Origin of the sequence: Verrucomicrobium sp. BvORR034 (assembly GCF_000739635.1) — a bacterium.
GTDB lineage: Bacteria > Verrucomicrobiota > Verrucomicrobiia > Verrucomicrobiales > Verrucomicrobiaceae > Verrucomicrobium.
The window spans coordinates 106,404-126,377 of the sequence record NZ_BATQ01000166.1; the positions used below are offsets into that span (position 1 = coordinate 106,404).

16 protein-coding genes are annotated in these 19,974 nt (G+C 57.6%); all 16 read left to right on the top strand.

Translation table 11 applies throughout. The annotated features are described in order from the left end of the window. The first annotated feature begins 65 nt into the window (after positions 1–65). The 16 genes from BV034_RS29150 to BV034_RS29225 all read left to right on the top strand — a co-directional run bounded on the left by BV034_RS29150 (position 66) and on the right by BV034_RS29225 (position 19,971). Positions 66–1,187, top strand: coding sequence for a glycosyltransferase family 4 protein (locus tag BV034_RS29150; protein ID WP_265593596.1), 1,122 nt, complete (start codon positions 66–68; stop codon positions 1,185–1,187). Beyond that, positions 1,184–2,155, top strand: coding sequence for a glycosyltransferase (locus tag BV034_RS29155; RefSeq protein ID WP_265593597.1), 972 nt, complete (start codon positions 1,184–1,186; stop codon positions 2,153–2,155). The genes BV034_RS29150 and BV034_RS29155 overlap by 4 nt, the downstream gene beginning before the upstream one ends. A 34-nt stretch (positions 2,156–2,189) precedes the next feature. Continuing rightward, positions 2,190–2,972, top strand: a complete 783-nt coding sequence (locus tag BV034_RS35275; RefSeq protein ID WP_081888195.1) for a class I SAM-dependent methyltransferase — start codon at positions 2,190–2,192, stop codon at positions 2,970–2,972. A gap of 331 nt (positions 2,973–3,303) precedes the next feature. After that, entirely contained in the window at positions 3,304–4,086 is a 783-nt protein-coding gene (locus BV034_RS29165) for a hypothetical protein (RefSeq protein WP_265593598.1), read from the top strand. A 54-nt stretch (positions 4,087–4,140) separates the two neighbouring features. Then, complete coding sequence (locus tag BV034_RS29170) at positions 4,141–5,112, top strand: exostosin family protein (protein WP_050030465.1); 972 nt, start codon at positions 4,141–4,143, stop codon at positions 5,110–5,112. A gap of 35 nt (positions 5,113–5,147) precedes the next feature. Further along, the gene (locus BV034_RS29175; protein WP_050030466.1) at positions 5,148–5,747 is read left to right on the top strand and encodes a class I SAM-dependent methyltransferase; all 600 of its coding nucleotides are present in this window, start codon (positions 5,148–5,150) and stop codon (positions 5,745–5,747) included. Positions 5,748–5,769: 22 nt separating this feature from the next. Next, positions 5,770–6,885: a glycosyltransferase family 4 protein gene (locus BV034_RS29180; protein WP_050030467.1), complete on the top strand. Its 1,116-nt coding sequence runs from the start codon at positions 5,770–5,772 to the stop codon at positions 6,883–6,885. A 49-nt stretch (positions 6,886–6,934) separates the two neighbouring features. Further along, positions 6,935–9,391 (top strand): glycosyltransferase, encoded by a 2,457-nt coding sequence (locus BV034_RS29185; RefSeq protein ID WP_050030468.1) that lies wholly within the window; start codon positions 6,935–6,937, stop codon positions 9,389–9,391. A 1-nt stretch (position 9,392) separates the two neighbouring features. Continuing rightward, positions 9,393–10,580: a hypothetical protein gene (locus tag BV034_RS29190; protein ID WP_050030469.1), complete on the top strand. Its 1,188-nt coding sequence runs from the start codon at positions 9,393–9,395 to the stop codon at positions 10,578–10,580. Positions 10,581–10,924: 344 nt separating this feature from the next. Further along, entirely contained in the window at positions 10,925–11,668 is a 744-nt protein-coding gene (locus tag BV034_RS29195) for a hypothetical protein (protein ID WP_265593599.1), read from the top strand. Positions 11,669–11,697: 29 nt separating this feature from the next. After that, positions 11,698–13,176 carry an O-antigen ligase family protein gene (locus tag BV034_RS29200; RefSeq protein ID WP_050030471.1) on the top strand — a complete coding sequence of 493 codons (1,479 nt, stop codon included), beginning with the start codon at positions 11,698–11,700 and terminating at the stop codon, positions 13,174–13,176. A gap of 1,433 nt (positions 13,177–14,609) precedes the next feature. Beyond that, complete coding sequence (locus BV034_RS36540) at positions 14,610–15,242, top strand: glycosyltransferase (protein WP_265593600.1); 633 nt, start codon at positions 14,610–14,612, stop codon at positions 15,240–15,242. Position 15,243: 1 nt separating this feature from the next. After that, the gene (locus tag BV034_RS29210; RefSeq protein WP_050030473.1) at positions 15,244–15,981 is read left to right on the top strand and encodes an FkbM family methyltransferase; all 738 of its coding nucleotides are present in this window, start codon (positions 15,244–15,246) and stop codon (positions 15,979–15,981) included. Further along, on the top strand, positions 15,936–17,198 hold the full coding sequence (locus BV034_RS29215) for a glycosyltransferase (RefSeq protein ID WP_050030474.1): 1,263 nt from the start codon (positions 15,936–15,938) through the stop codon (positions 17,196–17,198). Before BV034_RS29210 ends, BV034_RS29215 begins: the two co-directional genes overlap by 46 nt. Next, positions 17,195–19,204: an NAD-dependent epimerase/dehydratase family protein gene (locus tag BV034_RS29220; RefSeq protein ID WP_050030475.1), complete on the top strand. Its 2,010-nt coding sequence runs from the start codon at positions 17,195–17,197 to the stop codon at positions 19,202–19,204. Before BV034_RS29215 ends, BV034_RS29220 begins: the two co-directional genes overlap by 4 nt. Next, the gene (locus BV034_RS29225; protein ID WP_050030476.1) at positions 19,201–19,971 is read left to right on the top strand and encodes a glycosyltransferase family 2 protein; all 771 of its coding nucleotides are present in this window, start codon (positions 19,201–19,203) and stop codon (positions 19,969–19,971) included. Before BV034_RS29220 ends, BV034_RS29225 begins: the two co-directional genes overlap by 4 nt. Positions 19,972–19,974 lie beyond the last annotated feature (3 nt).

A 19,974-nucleotide genomic window follows, 5' to 3' on the forward strand; every position in this document is an offset into this window, starting at 1 on the left:
CCAGCACACCGGGCTGCATCAGTTTCAGCAGCCCCACGCAAATGCGCATTGTGTTCATATCCAGCATGGCTGGCTACCCTTGGGGGGGGAGCGAGGAGTTGTGGAGTCAGGCCGCGCTGCATCTCAAGCGGAAAGGTCACGATGTCGTTGCCTCGGTGGCCACCTGGCACCCGGTACCCGCCCCAGTGGTCGCGCTTGAACAGCAAGGAGTCCAGATCAAAGCCCGTCCGGAAATGGCCAGCAATCTCCTGGCAAAGATCGCCGCAAGACTCCGCAGACAGCACTATTGCCGGCAGCTTCTCAACGGCAAGCCGGATCTGATCGTTGTGTCACAAGGAAACAACTCGGACGGCCTTGAATGGATGGAGCTGTGCATGCAGCAGGCGGCCCCCTTCGTCTCCATTGTTCAGGCAAATTCCGAATCGTTCTGGCCGGATGATCAATTGGCAGCACGGCTGGCGAAAGCCTACGCCAGCGCCAGCCGCGTGGTATGCGTTTCCCAGCAGAACCTCGACCTCCTGGAAAATCAGATTGGGTGCGACCTTCCCAACGGACTTGTGATCCAGAACCCGTGCAAACTTGCGGACCTGGACACCCTCCCGTGGCCGCCGGACAATGATGGCCTCCATTTCGCATGCGTCGGGAGACTCGACCCTGCAGCCAAAGGTCAGGACATCTTGCTGACGATTCTCGCCAGCCCACCATGGCGCAGTCGTACGGTTCATCTCAACTTCTATGGTTCCGGTCGCAGTGGAAACAGTCTCAAGTCCATGGCAAAACGCCTGGGATTGTCCAACGTCACCTTTCAGGGCCACTCGGAGAACGTGGCTCAGATCTGGCGGGACCATCACTTGGCGCTCATGCCCTCCCGTCTGGAAGGCACTCCGCTGGCATTGATCGAAGCCATGTGGTGCGGCAGGCCTGCCGTCGTTACTGATGTCGGGGGCAGTTCAAGTTTGTGTATCGAAGGCGAAACTGGCTTCCTTGCGACGGCCCCCGTTCCGGAGCTTTTTGCCGCGGCCATGGAGCGCGCCTGGAGCTCCCAGGCATTGTTGCAGGCAATGGGAAATGCTGCGCGGCGGCGAGTGGAACACCTCCGCCCACAAGATTCCGCCATCAATCTTTCTGATCTTCTGGAAGTTTGCATCTCTCAGACTCAATCCTTTTCCAAGCCACTTCCCGCGTGAGTTTGCGTCTGTCTGTCATCATCTGCACCCACAATCCCAGGACGGACTATCTTCGTCAGACGGTGGATTCGCTCCGTCGCCAGACACTGCCCACCAGCCAATGGGAACTGATCTTGATCGACAACGCGTCAACATCAAACCCGCCCCCTTCCGACATGGTGGAATGGCATCCGTGCGGCAGGCTGGTTGTCGAGCAGGAATTGGGTCTCACCCCCGCAAGACTACGCGGCATTTCCGAGGCCACCGGATCACTGTTGGTGTTCGTGGACGATGACAACGTATTGCATCCTGGCTACCTGACCTCCGCACTGGAGATCGCCCTGGCCAGGCCTTACATCGGAGCATTCGGGGGGAACGTCACGGGTAAATTTGAAATCCCCCCCGCACGTCATCTGGTGCCCTTCCTCAACTGGCTGGCGCTCCTGCGCGTTGAAACGGATCATTGGGGAAACGCACGGAATATGGACCCCCTGCCCGTGGGAGCCGGGCTCTGCGTCAGGCGCGAAGTAGCCCTTCAGTATTCAAATGAACTGAACTCCCAACTGCACCGTAGAAAACTGGATCGCAGGGGCGCAGCTCTCGTCTCCGGCGGGGACAATGACCTCATCCTCACCGCCATGGAGATGGGCCTGGGTGCCGGCATCTTCATCAGCCTTGAGCTGACCCACCTTATCCCTCGCGAACGTCTGACCGATGCCTATTTTGTCCGCATGGCAGAAGGCATGTCCTACTCGCAAACCCTGCGCGCACGTATGGGAAGAAGCAGAAGCCTTCCTCCAGCTTCGTGGAGAAGGAAGCTGCTCGATCTTGTTAAGTTCCCGTTTTTTGGCAGTTTTCAACGGAAACTGGTTCTCGCCTCACGCCGCGGCGAAAGGCTTGCCCGGCAGTGCGACCTTGCTCATCCCCAGTCGTTCAGCAATCCATCGTCCCGACTCTCTCCAACAGAGTTCAAGCAGTCCGACTTGTAACCCCGGCCATACTTAACTTCCAAATCTCCGGCCTATGTCACGACTCCTAACGACCGCCTTCAAGTTGTTGGACCGGATTCGCAACCGGACCGGCGATCCCCTCCTGCTGCGCAGACTCAGGGACAGCTTGACAGGTCTTCTGACACTCTCGCCAAAGACCAAGGCAAACCTGGAGGCCGAACTTGGCAGATGCAAAACCATTGGAGACCTCTACGATTTCAGCAGTTCAAGAAAGGTATTCGCCCCCCACCAGATCAAGTCAGAGATTGTTTCATTTTTGGAGTTCGCTCGCACTCACCAGCCCAAGGTAGTGCTGGAGATCGGCACCGCAGATGGCGGCACTCACTTTTTGCTTGGCCACAGTCTCCCCACCGTCACCTCCACCATCGCCGTAGACCTTTTTGTCTGGAATGCATCCATCCTCAAAGGCCTCAAACGAGACCAGACAGAGCAGAGGTTCATCCATGCCTCGTCATACGATCCCGCCACCATTCAAGAAGTCACCAACACCCTGGCTGGCAGACCCATTGATCTTCTCTTCATTGACGGTGACCATACCTATGAAGGCGCCAAGAAGGACTACCTGGGCTATCGGCATCTCGTCCGTGAGGGCGGGATCATAGCCTTCCACGACATCATGCCGGATTACAAAACCCGCTATGGAAGAGATACAGGACGGTGGGCAGGCGACGTTCCCATTTTGTGGAATGAGCTCAAACACAACTTCGAACATCACGAGTTTGTTGACTCTCCAGACCAGGACGGACTGGGCATCGGAGTCTTGATCCACCGTAGCGAGATCGCTCAACTGCCCTGACGGGCCTACACGCCGCCGTATCAAGATCCTGGTAGCAAACAATTATTCGTTCGCCCGTGTCGAACGCGAAGTGGCCAACGGCGACAAGCCGGCGCACCATCTCTACGCTGTAGAAAAGCTGCGCGACGCAGGCTTCGACGTTCACCTTCTTGCCCTTGCCGAATCCCATCCCAATCCATGGTGGTGGCCTGAGTTTCTTGGCAGTTTTGACCAACAGAGAGAAGCTTGGAAACTTCGTCACCAGGCGGATGCGATCTATGCCCCATGCCAGACGCAGATCCAGCTCCTAAGTGCGTTGCGGGCATGGGGGCTTTTCCAGGTACCCTTGTTCATGATTGCTCATCATCCAATGACCGGAGGCCGGCTGGCTGGCTTGCGTCACTGGTGGGCCGCCATGCAGTTGCGCGGGCTCGATGCATGCCATGCGCTGAGTCATGCCCTGGCTGGTGACATCAATGCCCTGACCTCACGAGAAAGCAGGTCACAAGCCCTGGTCTGGGGACCGACTCTTTCCTATTACCCACCACCAGACGGATCGCCAGGTGATCGAGCCGTCGCAGCGGGACGCACCGGCCGCGACTTCATCACCTTTGGTCGTGCGGCAACTCTCGCGGGAGTGGGGGCAGACATCATCTGCCTTTCTTCAGATCCCGCGGCGTCGTTCGACAAATTTGGGAGCACCGTTCAAGTGACCGATTCCGCCCGTGAGGACACTCTCAACTACCGCTCTCTCATCCCCAGACTTCAGTCCGCGAGAGTGCATGCTATCCCGCTTCACCCCGGTCACTCTCTCGCGGGGCTGACCAGCCTCACCGATGCCGTAGCGCTGGGCAAACCCGTGATCATGACCCGGCATCGGCTCATTGACATTGACGTTGAATCGGAGGGCATCGGACGTTTTGTTGACCCTGGTGATGTGGAAGGCTGGCGGGAAGCACTCCTGTGGTTCGATCAAAATCCGGCTCAGGCAGTTGCAATGGGCAAACGATCAAGGGCACTCGCAGAGCGCCTTTGGAATGATCGGACTTTTGCCTCCGCGATTGCAAACATCCTTGGAGAATTGCCCCGCCCAGTTCGGGAAACCGATCACAGCCTCCCCAATCAGGTCAAGTGACGCCTTTTGCGGCAATGGTAAGAGGCCGCAGCTTTTCAATGCTCCACTCCGGGAATGAAGGTCCACCTCTTAAGTGCTTACAACGAACCCACTCCGAACTACGGACCCGAATGGCTGAAACACCACACCAGCAGCCCTTCTCCGCACACCCTCGTGGAGGCCCCAAAAGACGCTGACCTCATTCTTTTTGTCGAGACTTTTGCCAGCCTCGACCCATTCTTCCTCGACGTCATCCTGCATCCCGTCTACCGCGCATTCCGTTCGAAGTGTGTCTTGTACCACATCAGCGACATTCCCTTCACCCTTTGCAGGACCGTGTCCCCTTCAGTGGTGGTATCACAACCCGGTCTCCAGCACCGGCGCAGCTTTCACTACATGGCACGCCGCAGGGACAACTACGAGCTGCCTTCATCAACGGAATCACGCGATCATCTCCCGCATCTGTTCTCATTTGTCGGAGCTGTCGAAACCCATCCTGTCCGCAAGGAGATTCTCCGACTCAAACATCCTGCCGCCCTCCTAAAAGACACGTCCGAACAAAGATCAGACCTGATGTCTCCCGCCGATCGCGCGGTGTTCCAGCGTGACTTCGTGGAATCGGTCCTCTCCTCTCATTTCGTGTTGTGCCCGCGGGGATACGGCCCGTCCTCGATGAGATTGTTCGAGGTCATGCAGCTGGGAAGGGTACCAGTCATCATCAGTGATGACTGGGTGCCGGTTCCAGGTGTCGCCTGGGACACCTTTGCGGTGTTTGTTCGTGAAGATTCGGTTTCATCCATTCCAGATCTGCTCGAATCCCTCGTGCCAAACGCAAAGTTCATGGGAGAAAATGCAAGAGAAGCCTGGGAAGTTCACTTTGCACCCGCACACGCCTTCCATCAGCTTGTTTCTACCGCAGCCTCTCTCTTGCATTCCCCCTACGGAATCAGGGAGACCATTCTGGATGCGCTCCCCCTGGTTCACCCCAGGTTCTGGCGCAAACTAACTGGTTACTTCCGACGCCGCATTCAAAGAAGCAACCGCTGACCCCAAACCAATCACCGATACAGATTGGATTCCAAATGAACAGTCCTTTCCACGACCAAATCAGCAGGCGTCCGCGCATTTTCAATGTGCTGCACAAACTTCGTTTGATTGCTCCGCAAACTCAAACTCACCCGGCAGAACGAGCTGTGCTCAAAAGGTACATAAAGGAGTGCGTCGCAGCTGTTGAAGTCGGAACCTACATGGGCGTAACTGCCGCCGAGCTTGCGTCTGAACTGCCGCAAGGAGGCATGCTGTACTGCGTCGACCCCTATCTCAATGACGACCCGTACCAGCGGGTTGCCCAACGGCACTTCGCTAGACAGAAAGTAACATCGAGGATTCAGATACTCGCAGCCACCAGCACGCAGGCAGCCTCAGTCCTGCCTGCTGAGGTTGACTTCTTCTTTGTCGATGGAGACCATAGTCGAAAAGGACTGGAGGCAGACTGGAGGGTGGTCCTGCAGTTGCTCAAAAAAAATGGAGTCGCCGCCTTTCACGACACTTCGCCAGTGCACGAGAAAGATCGCAACTCCATCGAGGCTATTGCGTTTTTTGACGAAGTCATCAAGCCAGACCGGAGATTCAAGTTGGTTGAAACCTGCATGAGCACGAACATCTTGGTGCGCCTCGCGTAGATCCTCACAGCACCAGATTGAGATGCGCATCCTAACTGTCTCAAACTGCAGGCTCACCCTCCACGAAGGTTCAGGCCAGGTGGTGCTGAGCTTCTCTCAAGGGTTGAGAGATGCAGGGCACACCGTCGACACCTTTGGACCCGACTCGTACGCTTTCGCGGGTTGGATGGAACCTCGAGCCCGCTCGCCGCGCCAGGTGGTCGGCATGCTCAAGTTTATCTCACGAAAGCTGAAAAGTGAGAAGTATGACATCATTGAAATCTACGGAGGCGAAGGATGGGCGACCTTCCTCTGGATCAAGCGATTCATAGTGGGAAGACCGATGCTCGTGTTTCATTCCAATGGGGTAGAGCCCCATGTGGAATCGGTCTTTAGAAGCATCGACATGACAGGACACCCATGGTGGCACATCGACCAGACGGCCATGATGCGCCGAGGGTTTGGCGCCGCCGACTATCTGGTTACAGTCGGAAACTATGACCGTGACTTTGTCATCAGGGAAAAATTGCTGCCACCGGCAAGAGTGCTGACCATTCACCCCGGCCTGAACCCTGTATTTCTCAAGCAACCCATCATCGAAAAGAATGAGCAAGTCATTGGGTTTTGTGGAACTTGGATGCCACGAAAAGGTTCCTCAGTGATTGCGTCCGCCCTGCCACACGTTCTCCGCGCCCACGTCTCTGCCAAACTGCTCCTGGTGGGGGTAGGCAAGCAGTTCCGCAAGGAGGAATGGTTTCCGGCTGACGTGTGCAACCAGATCGAAGTGGTGCCCTTTGTATATGACAAACCCCAGTTGCTTGACTGCTACAAACGCATGCAGGTCTCACTCATGCCCTCCCACTACGAAAGTTTCGGGTTGGTGGCGGTCGAGGCCATGGCTGCAGGAGTTGCGCTGATAGCCAATAAAACTGGAATCGTCGCTGAACTTACCCATGGTAAGGAAGCGTGGATCCTGGAAGACAATTCCGCCGACAATCTCACTGCGGCGCTGCTTCATCTGCTCGCCAATGACGACCTGCGCAGGCACATTACGTATCAAGGCTGGAAGTTTGCCCAGCACCTGACATGGGAAAATGCGTCTACCCAGCTGGAAAGCCATTACTCAACCTGGCTCCGGAGCTTCAATGGCAACTTCTAAAAACACACATCCCAGTCCGGGAAGCAGGGAGAAAATTTCGCGCGGTTCCATGAAGGGCTTCGACACCGCCTATTTTCTTACCCACCCCATCCAGTATCAAACGCCTCTTCTCCAGGCTCTTGAAGACGCAGGCCTGGGTGTGAATGTGTTGTACGCATCAGACAAGGCCACGTGGAACGAATCCAACTGGCGGACCCAAGTTCCAGTAAACTGGGACATCCCCCTGTTGGATGGCTATTCTTACCAAAGCCTCAACGACGGCCCACTCCAGGGCGGGTTCTGGACACAGTTGCGGCACTACCGGTCGCAGATCCGTGCTTGGTTGAAGGTCAATCCGACACTGATTGCCTGGGTCCACGGTTGGGGAAATCCGTATGCCCTCGCCGCTTTGCTGGAGTCTCGGCGGGCCGGTGCCCGTATCGTCTTGCGAGGCGAGTCACATCTGGACTGTCTGCGAGGTCCCTGGTGGCGCAAAGCAGTGCACAGAATGCTGCTGGGCACCCTCTTCAAACACATCGACCACTTCCTGGCGATTGGCTCCGCGAACCTCGCCTTCTACAAGGCGTACGGAGTCGGATCGGAACGAATCTCCTTCATGCCGTATGTAGTGGACAACGACTTCTTCCGTCGCCCTGCCCTCTCGCCTCCTCACGGCAATCCATTTTTGGCCGAACCGGGCCGGCCCATCGTGCTTTACACAGGGAAACTTGCCCACCACAAGGCGGTGGATGTTCTCATCGAGGGAATCCACCGCGCATCCCAGACCATGCCAGCAGGAGTCCGCCCCCGCCTGGTACTGGTGGGAGAAGGCGAACAGAGGCCTGCCCTGGAAGCTCTGGCCGAGCGCCTCCTTCCGGGGGATGTCTGGTTCGCGGGCTTCCGCAACCAGACGGAAATGCCTGCTTTCTATGCCCTCGCAGACATTTTTGTTCTTCCCTCGAGCTTTGAGCCCTGGGGCCTCGTGGTCAATGAAGCGATGAACTCCAGCAAACCCATCGTTGTCAGTGACATGGTCGGAGCACGCCATGATCTCGTGAAACCCGGAGTAAACGGCGTCGTGTTCAAATCGGGGAACGCCTCGGCACTCGCAGAGGCATTGGACCCACTCCTGGCGAATGTAGATCTGCGGGACCGATTCGGGAGAGCAAGCCTCGAGATCATCAACCAGTGGGGCATCCCGCAAGCGGTAGACGGTTGGCGCCAGGTTGCCGTCGCCCCCCGCCCACTTCACACGGCAGCAGCACGAGTCGTTGACAATGCACCGCCCAAAAGATTGAACGAGGCCCAAGCAGGCGGCACCATTTCTGTCAGCTACGCCTATGTGCACAATGCCTATCAGCAGGCTGAAGCGGCCTCCGACGCTGGTCGCCTCGAAAAATTCTACTGCTCCTGTCTTGATGCGGAGGGGCACTGGGGCAGTTGGATTGGCCGGCTGGCAGGGCGGGCGACGATGGCCAGTAGAAGCGGCGTGCATTTGCAAGCTGAATCCGTCGTCGAAAACCCCTGGCCCTTGCTTCGTTCGCGGCTGAGCGAAAGAATGTCCGGAGCACCGCATCACGACTGGATCGCAGTTAGCGCTGAGTTTGACCGCTGGGTAGCCCCCAGGCTGGAGCAAGATCCGTGCGATCTCCTGCTCTGCTATGAAACAGGAGCACGCGAATCATTTACTAGAGCCCGGGAACTGGGCAAACGTTGCCTTCTCGATTGCCCGCAGTTCCACCCTGACTTCCTCTGGGACCTCTTGGCTGAGGCTGCCGAGCATTGCAGCCTTCCTCCCCCCCCACCCATTGACACGCCAGAGACAGCTCGCCGGAAGGCGGATGAATTCTCTCTCGCCCACCATTTCCTCGTCTATTCACCACTGCATGCCACCAGCTTCCTGCGCGCAGGATTCAAGCAGGAGCAAATTCACATCGCCCCGTTGTGGATTGATCCAGAGCTTTGGTATCCAGAATCGCGCTCCTTTCACCGTGCCTCCCACCCGCTGAAGCTCCTTTTCGTCGGGGGTGCCAGCCTCCGCAAAGGCATCCCCTTCCTGCTCAAGGCCATGAGAGCCTGCGGCAATCAAGTACATCTCACGCTGGCAGGCGAAATTGATTCAGCGATGCTGCCCCTCATCAAGGCGCATGAGTCGCAGTGCACCTTTGTTGGTCCACAGACCAAGCCGACCCTCCGGCGCATGTATGCCAGTCATGACTTGCTTGTGCTCCCTTCTATTGCCGATGCCTTCGGCTTCGTAGCGTTGGAAGCCATGGCCTGCGGCATCCCCGCACTCGTCAGCGACAAATGTGGCGTTCCAGTGCCGGACGAAAGCTGGCGTGTGCCCGCCCTTAGCTCACTGGCCATCCAGGCCCGGTTTGAGCACTACATCCGCAGTCCTGATGCCTTGATCGCGGATGGTGTGACGGCACAAGGATTTGCTTCTGGCTTCACTGCCAACGTCTTTCGCCGTCTTATGCAGCAGTGCTATGACAATGTGTTGCAATCCCCCTTCCAGCGCGACTGAAATGCCGCCCCCTCTGATGCCGAAGGTCTTGCTCATCACCCCCTTCCATCCTGACATCGGGGGAGGCTCCGCTCATCTGCGGAAGCTGCTCCCTCACTTCAAGGCGCTGGAAGTAGAATGGTTGTACTTTGGCTCGCCACCTTCGACTTTCCCCAACGCCCACAGCCTCGGGCCCAATCTCATCGGTGGGCCACTGCTACAAGACCTCCCCCGGTCCTTGGCTCTTTGGTCGGGCTTGCCCAGCTCGCACCTCCAGCACCATCTGCAAAGCATCCTGGACCGGAAGGCGGATGGTTGCTGGATCGTGGCCATGAATGAGTGCATTCCGCTGGGCAATTTGCTTCGCGCCAAATCCTCACTGCCCCTGCATGTGAGTGTTCAGGATGACCAGGCTGATGGAATTGCGGGCCGCTCAAAAAGGTACTGGTGGCTCGCGCCCCTGATGAGGAGGGCGTGGTTGAAGCTGTTGCGCAGTGCTTCAACCATCGACGTCATCAGCGAACCAATGGCTCGCTACTACCGCACCCGTTATAGTTTGACGTCCACGGTCGTGCATCCCTACCTGCTTGACCGATACCAGCAACCAATCCAAGACGATAACCCGACCTCCCTCCGGGTGGGTCATATTGGGAACCTCTACTCCCAGCGCGAATTCCTGGCCTTCCTCCATGCCTTTGGCACAACCGCCCGGAAACTAGGTAAAATCCCTGAACTTGTCCTGGTAGGAGGTGGTTCATTGGACAGGGCTCGATTGCAGGTCGCACTGGGGACAACCGGCATCATCTACGATTTCCCCAATCTGGACGAAGCGGCGGCCATTGCTCACCTTTCGACCTGCCAGATGTTGTATGCGATGTACCCCTTCGCCCCAAATGCGAGGGTCTTCAGACAGACAAGCCTTCCCACCAAGCTGTCCACTTACCTGCAATGTCATCGTCCCGTCTTTGCGCACACGCCTCTGGACAGCAGCCTGGCCACCCTGGTGCAGGATCACCACCTGGGCGTGACTTGCGACGACCTGGAGGAAGATGCCATGGCGCCGAAAATTGACGCTCTCTTGTCATCCCCCCCGCCTCCTCTTCACTTTGAGGTCATCAAATCGTCACTCTACGGCCCTGACAATGTCTCCAAGCTGGAAGCAGCCATTCTGGGCACAATCGGCAAAGCGGAGGGTCAGCCGGATCGATGAAAATCCTCCAGATCATCCCCAGAGTGCCGCCCCCCATCTGCGGCGTCGCTGACTACTCGCTCAACCTCGCACGAGCGCTGAGGTCTCAGCATGGGATTGAAACCACTTTTGTTTCCGGCGCCCCCCCTGCACCCGGTGTCGAAAAGTGGGGCGCGTTCGGTCTCGTCGGTGCGACGAGGCATCACCCAAGGGAGTTCGCATCCCAGTTGATGGAGCGACCTGGATCGGAGGGATTGATTCTCCACTACTCCGCCTACGGCTTCGCCAAGCGGGGAACGCCACTCTGGCTCGCCCTCGCACTGCTCAAGCTCAAGAAAGTTCGCCCTGCCATGCCAATCGTGGTCATGTTTCACGAACTGGGCAGCAGAGGCACCACCTGGCGCTCAAGCTCTTTTTGGAACTGGCCCATTCAACAGTGGATCATCAGCCGCCTGTACAGGACCGCGAGCGCCGTGGTCACCAATCGCGCAGCATACGCTGCCGAGCTTCTCCGCAAAAATCCGGGCCATCTGCAAAAGACAACCGTCCTGCCTGTTTCATCGGGTTTTGGAGAACCAGCTTTTACTCGTGAACTCTCGCAGAGAGACAACGCCATAGCATTCTTTGGCTGGCCCATGCCGCCGGCCAAATGGGCGACACTGCGACCACGACTGCTCCGCGCCATCGAACTGAGCAAAGCTTCGAAACTGGTCGTCTTTCGCCATCCACTTCCCGCAGACTTCGACCCAGGCATCCCGACAGTCACTCATGGCATTCTGCCTCCGGAAAAAGTTTCGGCCGCGCTGGCGGATTGTAGATTTGCCTTTTCGGACTACGATCCGGCTTACCTCGGAAAATCCAGCTTGTTTGCTGCGTATTGCGCCCATGGTCTGGCAACCTTCATCCATGAAGGATCAGGCACCCTGGAGGACGGAATTGTGGTGGGGCAACATGTGCAAGGTCTGTTCGAATCCACCTATCCTTCTGAATCCGTGGCCAGCAACGCCCATACGTGGTACAACATGCACAACATCAGCCGGATGGGTGAACACTTCGCAAACTTGATCAAGACGAAAGCCCCGGAAGCCGTATTCAAAAACAGAAATTAAGACGAGCCAGAAGCTCCACGCACATCTTCATGGGTCCGCTTACCAAAGAACACATCCTCATTTTTGGGGCCGCCGGCGCAGCAGCCATCTTCCTATGGTCATTCGTCAACTGGCGATTGAGCATCAAAGTGGCCGTCATAGCAGCCCTCTTGGAAGGCGCAATTCGCAAATGGGGCCTGCCCCAGGCACAGGAGATTGTCTACTTCCTGAAAGACATCTTTCTCGCAGGAGCTTATGCCCGTTTCTTTCTTTTCCCTGAACCCGAGATAAGGCGGGTCAAAGTGAACGGTCCTACCCTGCTAGTCACCCTGGTGGGAGCCATCGTTTTTCTCAGCGCTCTCAATCCGAACATAGGATCCATACCTGCGGCAATTCTGGGACTCAAAATTTACCTCTTCTACATCCCCATGGCATTTATGATGCCCTTCCTTTTCAAGGACGAAAAGGATGTTGTTCGTCAACTCTCCTGGTTTGCCTTGCTTGCGCTCCCTATTTGCCTTCTGGGAACCCTTCAATTTTTCTCCTCACGCTTTTCACTGTTGAACGTCTATGCACACGAGGCGGGAAATCTTGAGAACACAGTGTACGGTGTCCAAGCCCAAAATGTGGCATCATTCGGCCTCGCCGACCACGCGCGCATTACTGGCACCTTTTCCTTCATCTCAGGAATGGTTGCCTACCTGGTTACGGTCACTGGCATCACACTCTCCATTCTTACCTCTCCGGCCGTCCGTTTCCGGGTTATCTTGCTTGCAGGAGTGCTGCCTCTCACGGTGGCTAACTCCTTGATGAGCGGCTCCCGTGCTGCCGTTCTCGGACAGGGTATCGTTATTCTGGTGATGTTTTGTGCTAGCTTTTTCATCAAGTCATCAGGCAAATCCAAGGGATCGATTGCTGTCACCATCGCTCTTGGTATCGCGCTGATTGCGGTGCGATTCCTGTTCCAGGATGCAACCGCTGCCTACCAGCAGCGAACTGGGTCAGCAGAAGCCAACCAGGAGATGTTTGATAGAATATTTCAAACGGCCACTGCCCTGGAGAGCGGGTTTGAAGCCGGGGGATGGACGGGCTTGGGCATTGGCGTCACTCACCCGGCAACCTATGCGGTAAGGAGTTTTTTTGGGCACTCCCCCCCACATACCCCGCCCCCTCCCATGGAGTCGGAGCCCACGCAAATTCTCATCGAACTTGGAGTGGTTGGGTTCCTCGCATGGTATGCACTTCGCCTAGGGTTGATCTACCTCACCTTCCAGAACATTGGCCGCTCTCCATCCCCATTTTTCAAGAACCTGAATGTCTTCCTCCTGACATTCCAGATTGTGCACCTTCAGTTGCAGTTCATGTTGAATCACACGGCCCAATTCTTGTTTTGGGCGATGTACGGCATCACCTTGATCCCCTTCTGCACGACGTTCGCAGCGCATCGCTCTCGGCGTCCGGCTGATCAGCGCAGCACACCCGCGCCCCTCCCTCATCCTCAGAGGGCCTTGCCTGGTACCAGCAAGTAGGATTCTATGGATGAAGCGAGAATCGCCATTTCCGCCATCGTTCCTGCTTGTCAAAGAGTAAGGGAACTGCGGGAAACTTTGCATCGGATTCAAAGCTGCAGACCTGCCCCTGCAGAGATCCTCGTTCATGCTGATGGATCAGATTCGAGCGTTCTGGATATGGTGCGGTTAGAATTCCCAACTGTTCGTCTAGTCTCGAGTGACTGCCTTCTGGGCCCAGGGGGAAGCCGTGATCGTCTTGTTCGAGAGGCTTTTCACAATTGGATTGCAAACTTCGATGACGATTCGTATCCGTTGGATGCAGACTACTTCGAGGCTGTTCGGCAAGCGGTGGAGGCTTCGCCAGATTGCGCAGTTTTCAGCGCAATTACCTTGCACGACCAAGACGTCGATCCGTCATCAACCCGTACAGTCAAACGCTCAGAAATCCCGGTCTTCTCCGGGTGCGGTTGCATCTACAACAAAACTTGGTACGAACGCACCCGGGGTTACGTCCCAGTGCCGGTCGCGTACGGCATGGAAGAAGTGGACCTTAGCCTCCAGTTGCACGCTCTTGGTGCTGTGATCCTCGAAACGCCACAGCTACGGGTGTACCACAAAGATCCCTATGCCACTCCCCCCTCCCACAATGTCCTCGCGTACTCCATCGCCAACATCGCCTTGTTGGGGTATCTGCGCTATCCTGTGATTTTATGGCCCTTGGTACCGTTGCAACTGCTGTCTCGTATCGTTTGGGCAGTCCGCCGCGGATGGACCGCCGGTCTGCGGCAAGCGTTTTGTATCATTCCACGCCATCTTCGTAGATACACTAGCTATCGGATGCCGCTGCCAGCACTCAGCGTTCTGAGCTGGCTGGCAAAACGTCATTCCCCATCGACTTCCACGTGAGCCGACATCTTGATCATGGACCGAAGCTCACCGATGCTCACATCGTGCTGGCAGGCCCCTACTTGCCAGACCGACAGCACAGCATGGAGCGCTACGCCCAGTTGCTCAAGGATGGACTGACTCAAGAAGGTGTCCAGGCGAGCCTCCACAAGCCGGAGGTAACCTTCGGTCGCTTTTCAAGAATCTTGGGCCGCCTCCGGAAGCACTTGACCTACCTTGACAAGTTCATGCTCTTCCCAGCGCGACTTGCCAGGACGGTCCACGAGCTTCAATCCTCTGGACCGGTTCTCCTTCATATTCTGGACCAAGGGAACGCCTTATACCTGCGTGGCCGGCCAACGGCCCCAGTCCTGATCACCTGTCATGATTTGATTGCAGCAAAGGCAGCACTTCTCACACCAACCGGTTCGAGGTCCAAGCAGCGAAGCTTGGGGCAGTGGTTCCACTCCCGAGTGGTGCAGACACTTCAACGTTCTCAAGCGGTCATCTGCGATTCCGACAAGACATTGAGTGACTGTCAACGCCTGTTTGATGGCAGCAACCCCATGCCACAGCTTCGCAGGGTTCACGTACCACTCGACCCATTTTTTTGTGAGTCAGTCAGCACCGACGCTTCCATATCGCCCTTCCTGCTCCACGTGGGTAATAGTGCCTGGTACAAAAACAGGACAGGTCTGTTGAGGCTGTATGGGGAGCTCTGCACTCTCGACGCCAGGGTGCCTCCCCTCCATCTCTATGGAGAACCGCTTCAGGACCACGAACTGGCAGTGCTCACTGAGCTTCAACTCCACTCTCGTGTAACCTGCCATCCCCGTCCCTCCAACGAGGCCATCCGACTGGCTTACAATCAGGCGACAGCCCTCATCTTTCCCTCTCTGGAGGAGGGCTTTGGCTGGCCGCCTCTTGAAGCCATGGCTTGCGGCTGTCCTGTTTTTACATCTAACCGGGCACCGCTCACTGAAATTGGGGGCCCGGCCGCAGAGTACATTGATCCGGAGAATCCCGCCGATGCTGCGGCCACGATCGCCAAATGCCTTGCCCTCGGCCCCGCATGGCGGGAAGAGAAAGTCAGGGCGGGAAAAATCCGTGCAGCCCAGTTTACCTCCGCAGGCTTCATGCGGGAGATGAGCCAGTCCTACCTGTCAGTACTGGACCAAACTGCAGCACACAAGCCTTGAAATGATGAACCTGTATCACCTGCCAGCAGTCAGAAAAATTCGCCATTGGGCCAGGCGCATTGGCATGATTCAACTCTTGAACCGGATGCGCAAGCCCTCTTCGTATGAAGAGTCCTTTGCCGCCGCGTTGCGGCATTCGATCATCCCCGGAGACGTCATTTGGGACATCGGTGCAAATGTGGGTTTCTATTCCCGCCAATTCGCGGAATGGACGGGAGAGCTAGGCAAGGTGGTGGCGTTTGAACCTCTCCCAGCTGCTTTTTTGGAGCTTCAGAAGACCGCAGCGATGGGTGGTCCAGGAGCTCCCATCGAAACTCGAAATGAAGCACTTGCTGAACGCACGGGGCTAGCAATGTTTGACCTTGGTGACACCCTCTCTGGCGTTGCGATCACCACGACGGCCCATCTTGGCGACGACCACAGCTCGAAGCCTTCGGGACACCTGGTTGAGGTTTATGTAAACACAATTGATGAAGCCGTGGGCACAAATGCAGTCACTGCCCCCACCGTTACCAAAATTGATGTGGAAGGGTTCGAAGAGGAAGTTTTGCTTGGCGGCGCTGCCACTTTTTCAAGCCTCCGGAGTCGCCATGTCTTCATTGAAGTCCACTTTGCGCGCCTGGATGAACGCAACAGGGGGGACGCGCCCGGCCGTATTGTCCGCATGCTCAAATCCTGGGGCTATCAGGTCAGATGGGCAGATCCTTCCCACCTCCACGCCTCCCGTCTGGACGCCTGAGCCAACTTTTCAATTCCCCACTTCTGGATCTGAAGCCTGTCCTCCATCTCATCCCCTCCATCGCTCCCGCCCACGGAGGATCCACCACCGCGGTGCTGGGCATGGTGCGCGCCCTGCGCGACCAGGGCACGGACGCCCGGATTGTCTCCACGGATGACGACGTTGGACAGCGCATGAACGTGACCTTGGGTCGCTGGGTAGAACACGAAGGCCTCCCTGTCTGGTTTATCCCCCGGATCCCTGTCCGTCAGCACACCCTGGTTGGCTTCACCTATGCTCCCGAGTTTGGGCCGTGGTTACAGAGGCATCTGGGAGATTATTCGTTCCTTCACCTGCACACCGTCTTTTCCTACCCCTCCAGCGTGGCGGCGCGCCAGGCGTTCCGCCGCCAGTTGCCCTATGCGGTCAGCCTGCTGGGCCAGCTCTGCGACTGGTCACTGGGACAGCGCAGCCTCGTCAAGAGACTGCACCTGAGCCTGGTGGGCCGACGCAACTTGAACCACGCCGCATTTCTCCACTCCACCTCTCCCATGGAGACGCGTGATGCCCAGGCTCTGGGCATCTCCAGCCCCGTCCGGGAGATTCCCCTTGGAGTACCGCTGCCAAAACTCTATCCGGGTGCGCGGAAACAAATCGAGTCCGAGCTCGGTCTCCCTCCGGGACGCACGCTCGCCATCTTCCTTTCGAGGATTCATGAGAAGAAGGGGATAGAGATGCTGCTCCAGTCGATGGCACAGCTCCGGGGTCCCGAGCTCGACCTCATCGTCGCAGGAGACGGCCATCCGGCCTACGTCCAATCGCTTCAGGATCTGGCCCGAAGCCTGGGGGTTGAAGACCGGGTTCACTGGGTGGGGCATGTCGAAGGAGACCGCAAATGGAGCCTCCTGGCCGGATCGGACTTCTTTGTCCTGCCATCCTATTCTGAGAACTTCGGCATCGTGGTCATCGAAGCGCTCGCCTCCGGCCTGCCCGTGGTCATCTCGGATGCGGTGGGCCTTGCCGACAGCGTCCGCGCGGCAAATCTCGGCTTGGTGACGACTCCAGATCCAAAGGCGCTCACCGAAGCATTGAAAGCAGCCTGCCTGCAAACATCCGACCGGGAAAAAACCGCCCAGCGCGCACGACAATACGTCGCGGCCCATCACTCCTGGGAAACCGTGGCCTCGCAGCTCATGGAGGCTTACGAAGCCTCTCAGACACTCCCCTCCCGCTCATGAGAATTCTTTTGTTTGGTTCTTCCAGTTTCGCGGCCCAGGGTCTCCCCGTCTTTCTGGAGTCTAAAGGTCACGAGGTCTGGACCTTTGACCGGGCTCCGGTGTTTCAGCGAACCGGGCGGTCCCTGCGTGGCCCCTACGATCAACTGGATCTCGCCGTCGCGGAGATGGGTTCCTGTGACGCCGTCCTTGTCTACGCCCTGGTGAAGTTTCGAAACGTCAGGGAGAACGAGGAGCTGTGGCATCAGATTCTGGACGCAGCGCGCAAGCTGAACCCTTCGCGGCTCATTATGATCTCCTCGATCAGTGTTCTTTCCTCGAATCTTGGACTGGCTGATGAAAACGCCCCTTTGGAAGACCATCCGTGGAAGGGGGAGTATGCGCGCATCAAGATTGCGGCCGAGCGTGTCGTGCGTTCCACCTGGAAGGAATCACCTCTCTTTGTGCTGAGACCCGGCTTCATTTTGGGCGAGGGCATTCTGGACCCCATGGTGGGCATGGGTCGGGCCCTCCCGGGCGGGTGGATGTTGGGAATGGGCAGCCATCGCACCACCATCCCACTGATTGAACGCGATGCGGTGCATGCCTGCGTGGCCCGGCTGCTAGACATCCCGGCCGCGGCGGAGACGGCTGAGACCTACATGGCGGTCATGCCAGACCCGCCCTCACGCGGTGAATACCTGAAATTCATGTGTGAGGCGCTGGGGCGGGGTAAACGGGCGCTGCATCTCCCTGCGTGGTTCTGGAAGCTGGGACTGTTGTCCGTGTCTCTTCCCCTCTCGTTGCTGAAACGGCGCTGGATGCGGCTGGATCGCACCTTTGAGCACAATCTCGGCCGGCGCGACTACGACTGTTCCAAGACGTCTTCCACCTTGGACGTCGATTTCTCGCTCGAATGGAAAACTCGACTCCTCCAGATCGAGAAGGTGGAGCGCCAGTCTGTCTGGCCGGGCCAGACCGTGATCGACGATGCAAAGACGCACGACCATGTGAGGAAGGTCGCTTACTATGGCATGGGCAGGATCGTCCGGCAGAAGCATCTGCCCGCCCTTCAACAGCTCGGCGGGATTCAGGAAATAGCCTGGGAGGACCCCGCCCCCTTTCCGGCCGACGAGTTCCCCGCACTGCCCATTCTCAAGTCCCGGGGAATCCCCAGCCACATTTCCCATGCCGTGGTCACAGCGCCGTTGCACGCGCGTGAGCCCCTGCAGGCAGACACACCTTCCCACCTGAGGCACCTTCTCGTCGAGAAGCCGCTGCTCAATTCCTCTGGTCAATGGGAGGCGGTGGTCAACTGGGCGAAGGACCGCTCGGTCTTTGTCCTGCACAACTACCGCTTCAAGTCCAATGTCCTGGCCTTCCGCCGGTATCTGCAACAACATCACCCGGGCCGGATCCTCCGGACCACACTCCATTTCGAGACACCCTCTCCTGCCAACGAGATGGCACCCTGGATGCGCCGTGAGCGGGAACACCGCATCCTGCTGACAGACTACGGGCTTCATTTCCTCGATCTCGCCTGGGTGTTCTTCCAAAGTGCCGCCACCATCAACCGTTGCGACGCCCATTACAATACTCGTGGCGAAGTTGAGTCCATCGCTGCAGACATGAGCTTCGCCGAAGGGACCTCCACTGTCTTTCTTCGCCAGGGCAGACACCAGAGGCAGGTCATTATTGGCTACGACTTCCAAAACTACAGCGCGCAGCTGCGGTTCTTCCCTGACGTCTTTGTGCCTGTTTTCGGTGGCCATGGTGGGATGGACGACCTTTCCCTTGCAACTCGCTCCCTCTCTGCCACGGCGGTCAAAGTGGGCGAGAAACTCGGCCTCAACGCGTGCCGCGACCAGAGCCATGAGAAGGTTCTTGCAGCCTTTCTCCAGCCAGACCCGTCCGAGAGTCTCGATGAACTTTCATTCCGGTCGCTCACACCGTTTTACACCAACCTCTGCCGTCTGGCTGACCGGGTCTATGGCAGCGGCGCGGCAACTGGAAACCCGGCTGTATCGTGAACCTGGCCGACATCACCCCCCTTGTCCTCACCTGGAACGAGGCCCCCAACCTGGCGCGCTGCCTTGGGCCGCTGGCAGCGTTCCCCAGGGTGCTGGTGCTGGACAGCCACAGCACCGACGATACAGAGGCCATTGCCAGATCCTTCCCCAATGTCATCTTCCAGCAGCGCGTCTTTGACGATCACACCGCCCAGTGGAACCACGGCGTGGCCCTGGCGGATTCCCCCTGGGTCCTGGCTCTGGACGCAGATTATGTCCTCGATTCCGGCTTTGTGCCTGAACTGGCTTCTCTTGCACCAGCTCCAGAAGTGGTCGCCTATCGCGCACGCTTTCGCTACTGCATCGCCGGCCACCCTCTCCGTGCCACGCTCTACCCACCGCGTGCCGTGCTGTTCCGCAAGGACACCTGCACCTACCGGCAGGACGGGCACACCCAGCTGCTCGACATTCGGGGAACGGCCAGCCTGATCGAAAGTTTAATCAATCACGATGACCGGAAATCGCTCACCCGGTGGATTCAGTCACAGGACCGGTACGCCCTGTTGGAGGCCGCAAAACTCGCTTCAGCCGCTGCCGCCAGCCTGTCCCTTCAAGACAAGATCCGCAGATCCATGGCTCTCGCCCCGCTGGCGACATTGATCTACTGCCTCTTCGCAAAAGGGCTCATCTTCGATGGGTGGCGCGGCTGGTTCTACACGTTGCAGCGAGTCCTCGCTGAGATCATTCTTGCCCTTCATCTCCTCGACCGTCGGTTCCGCTCCGGCTAATCT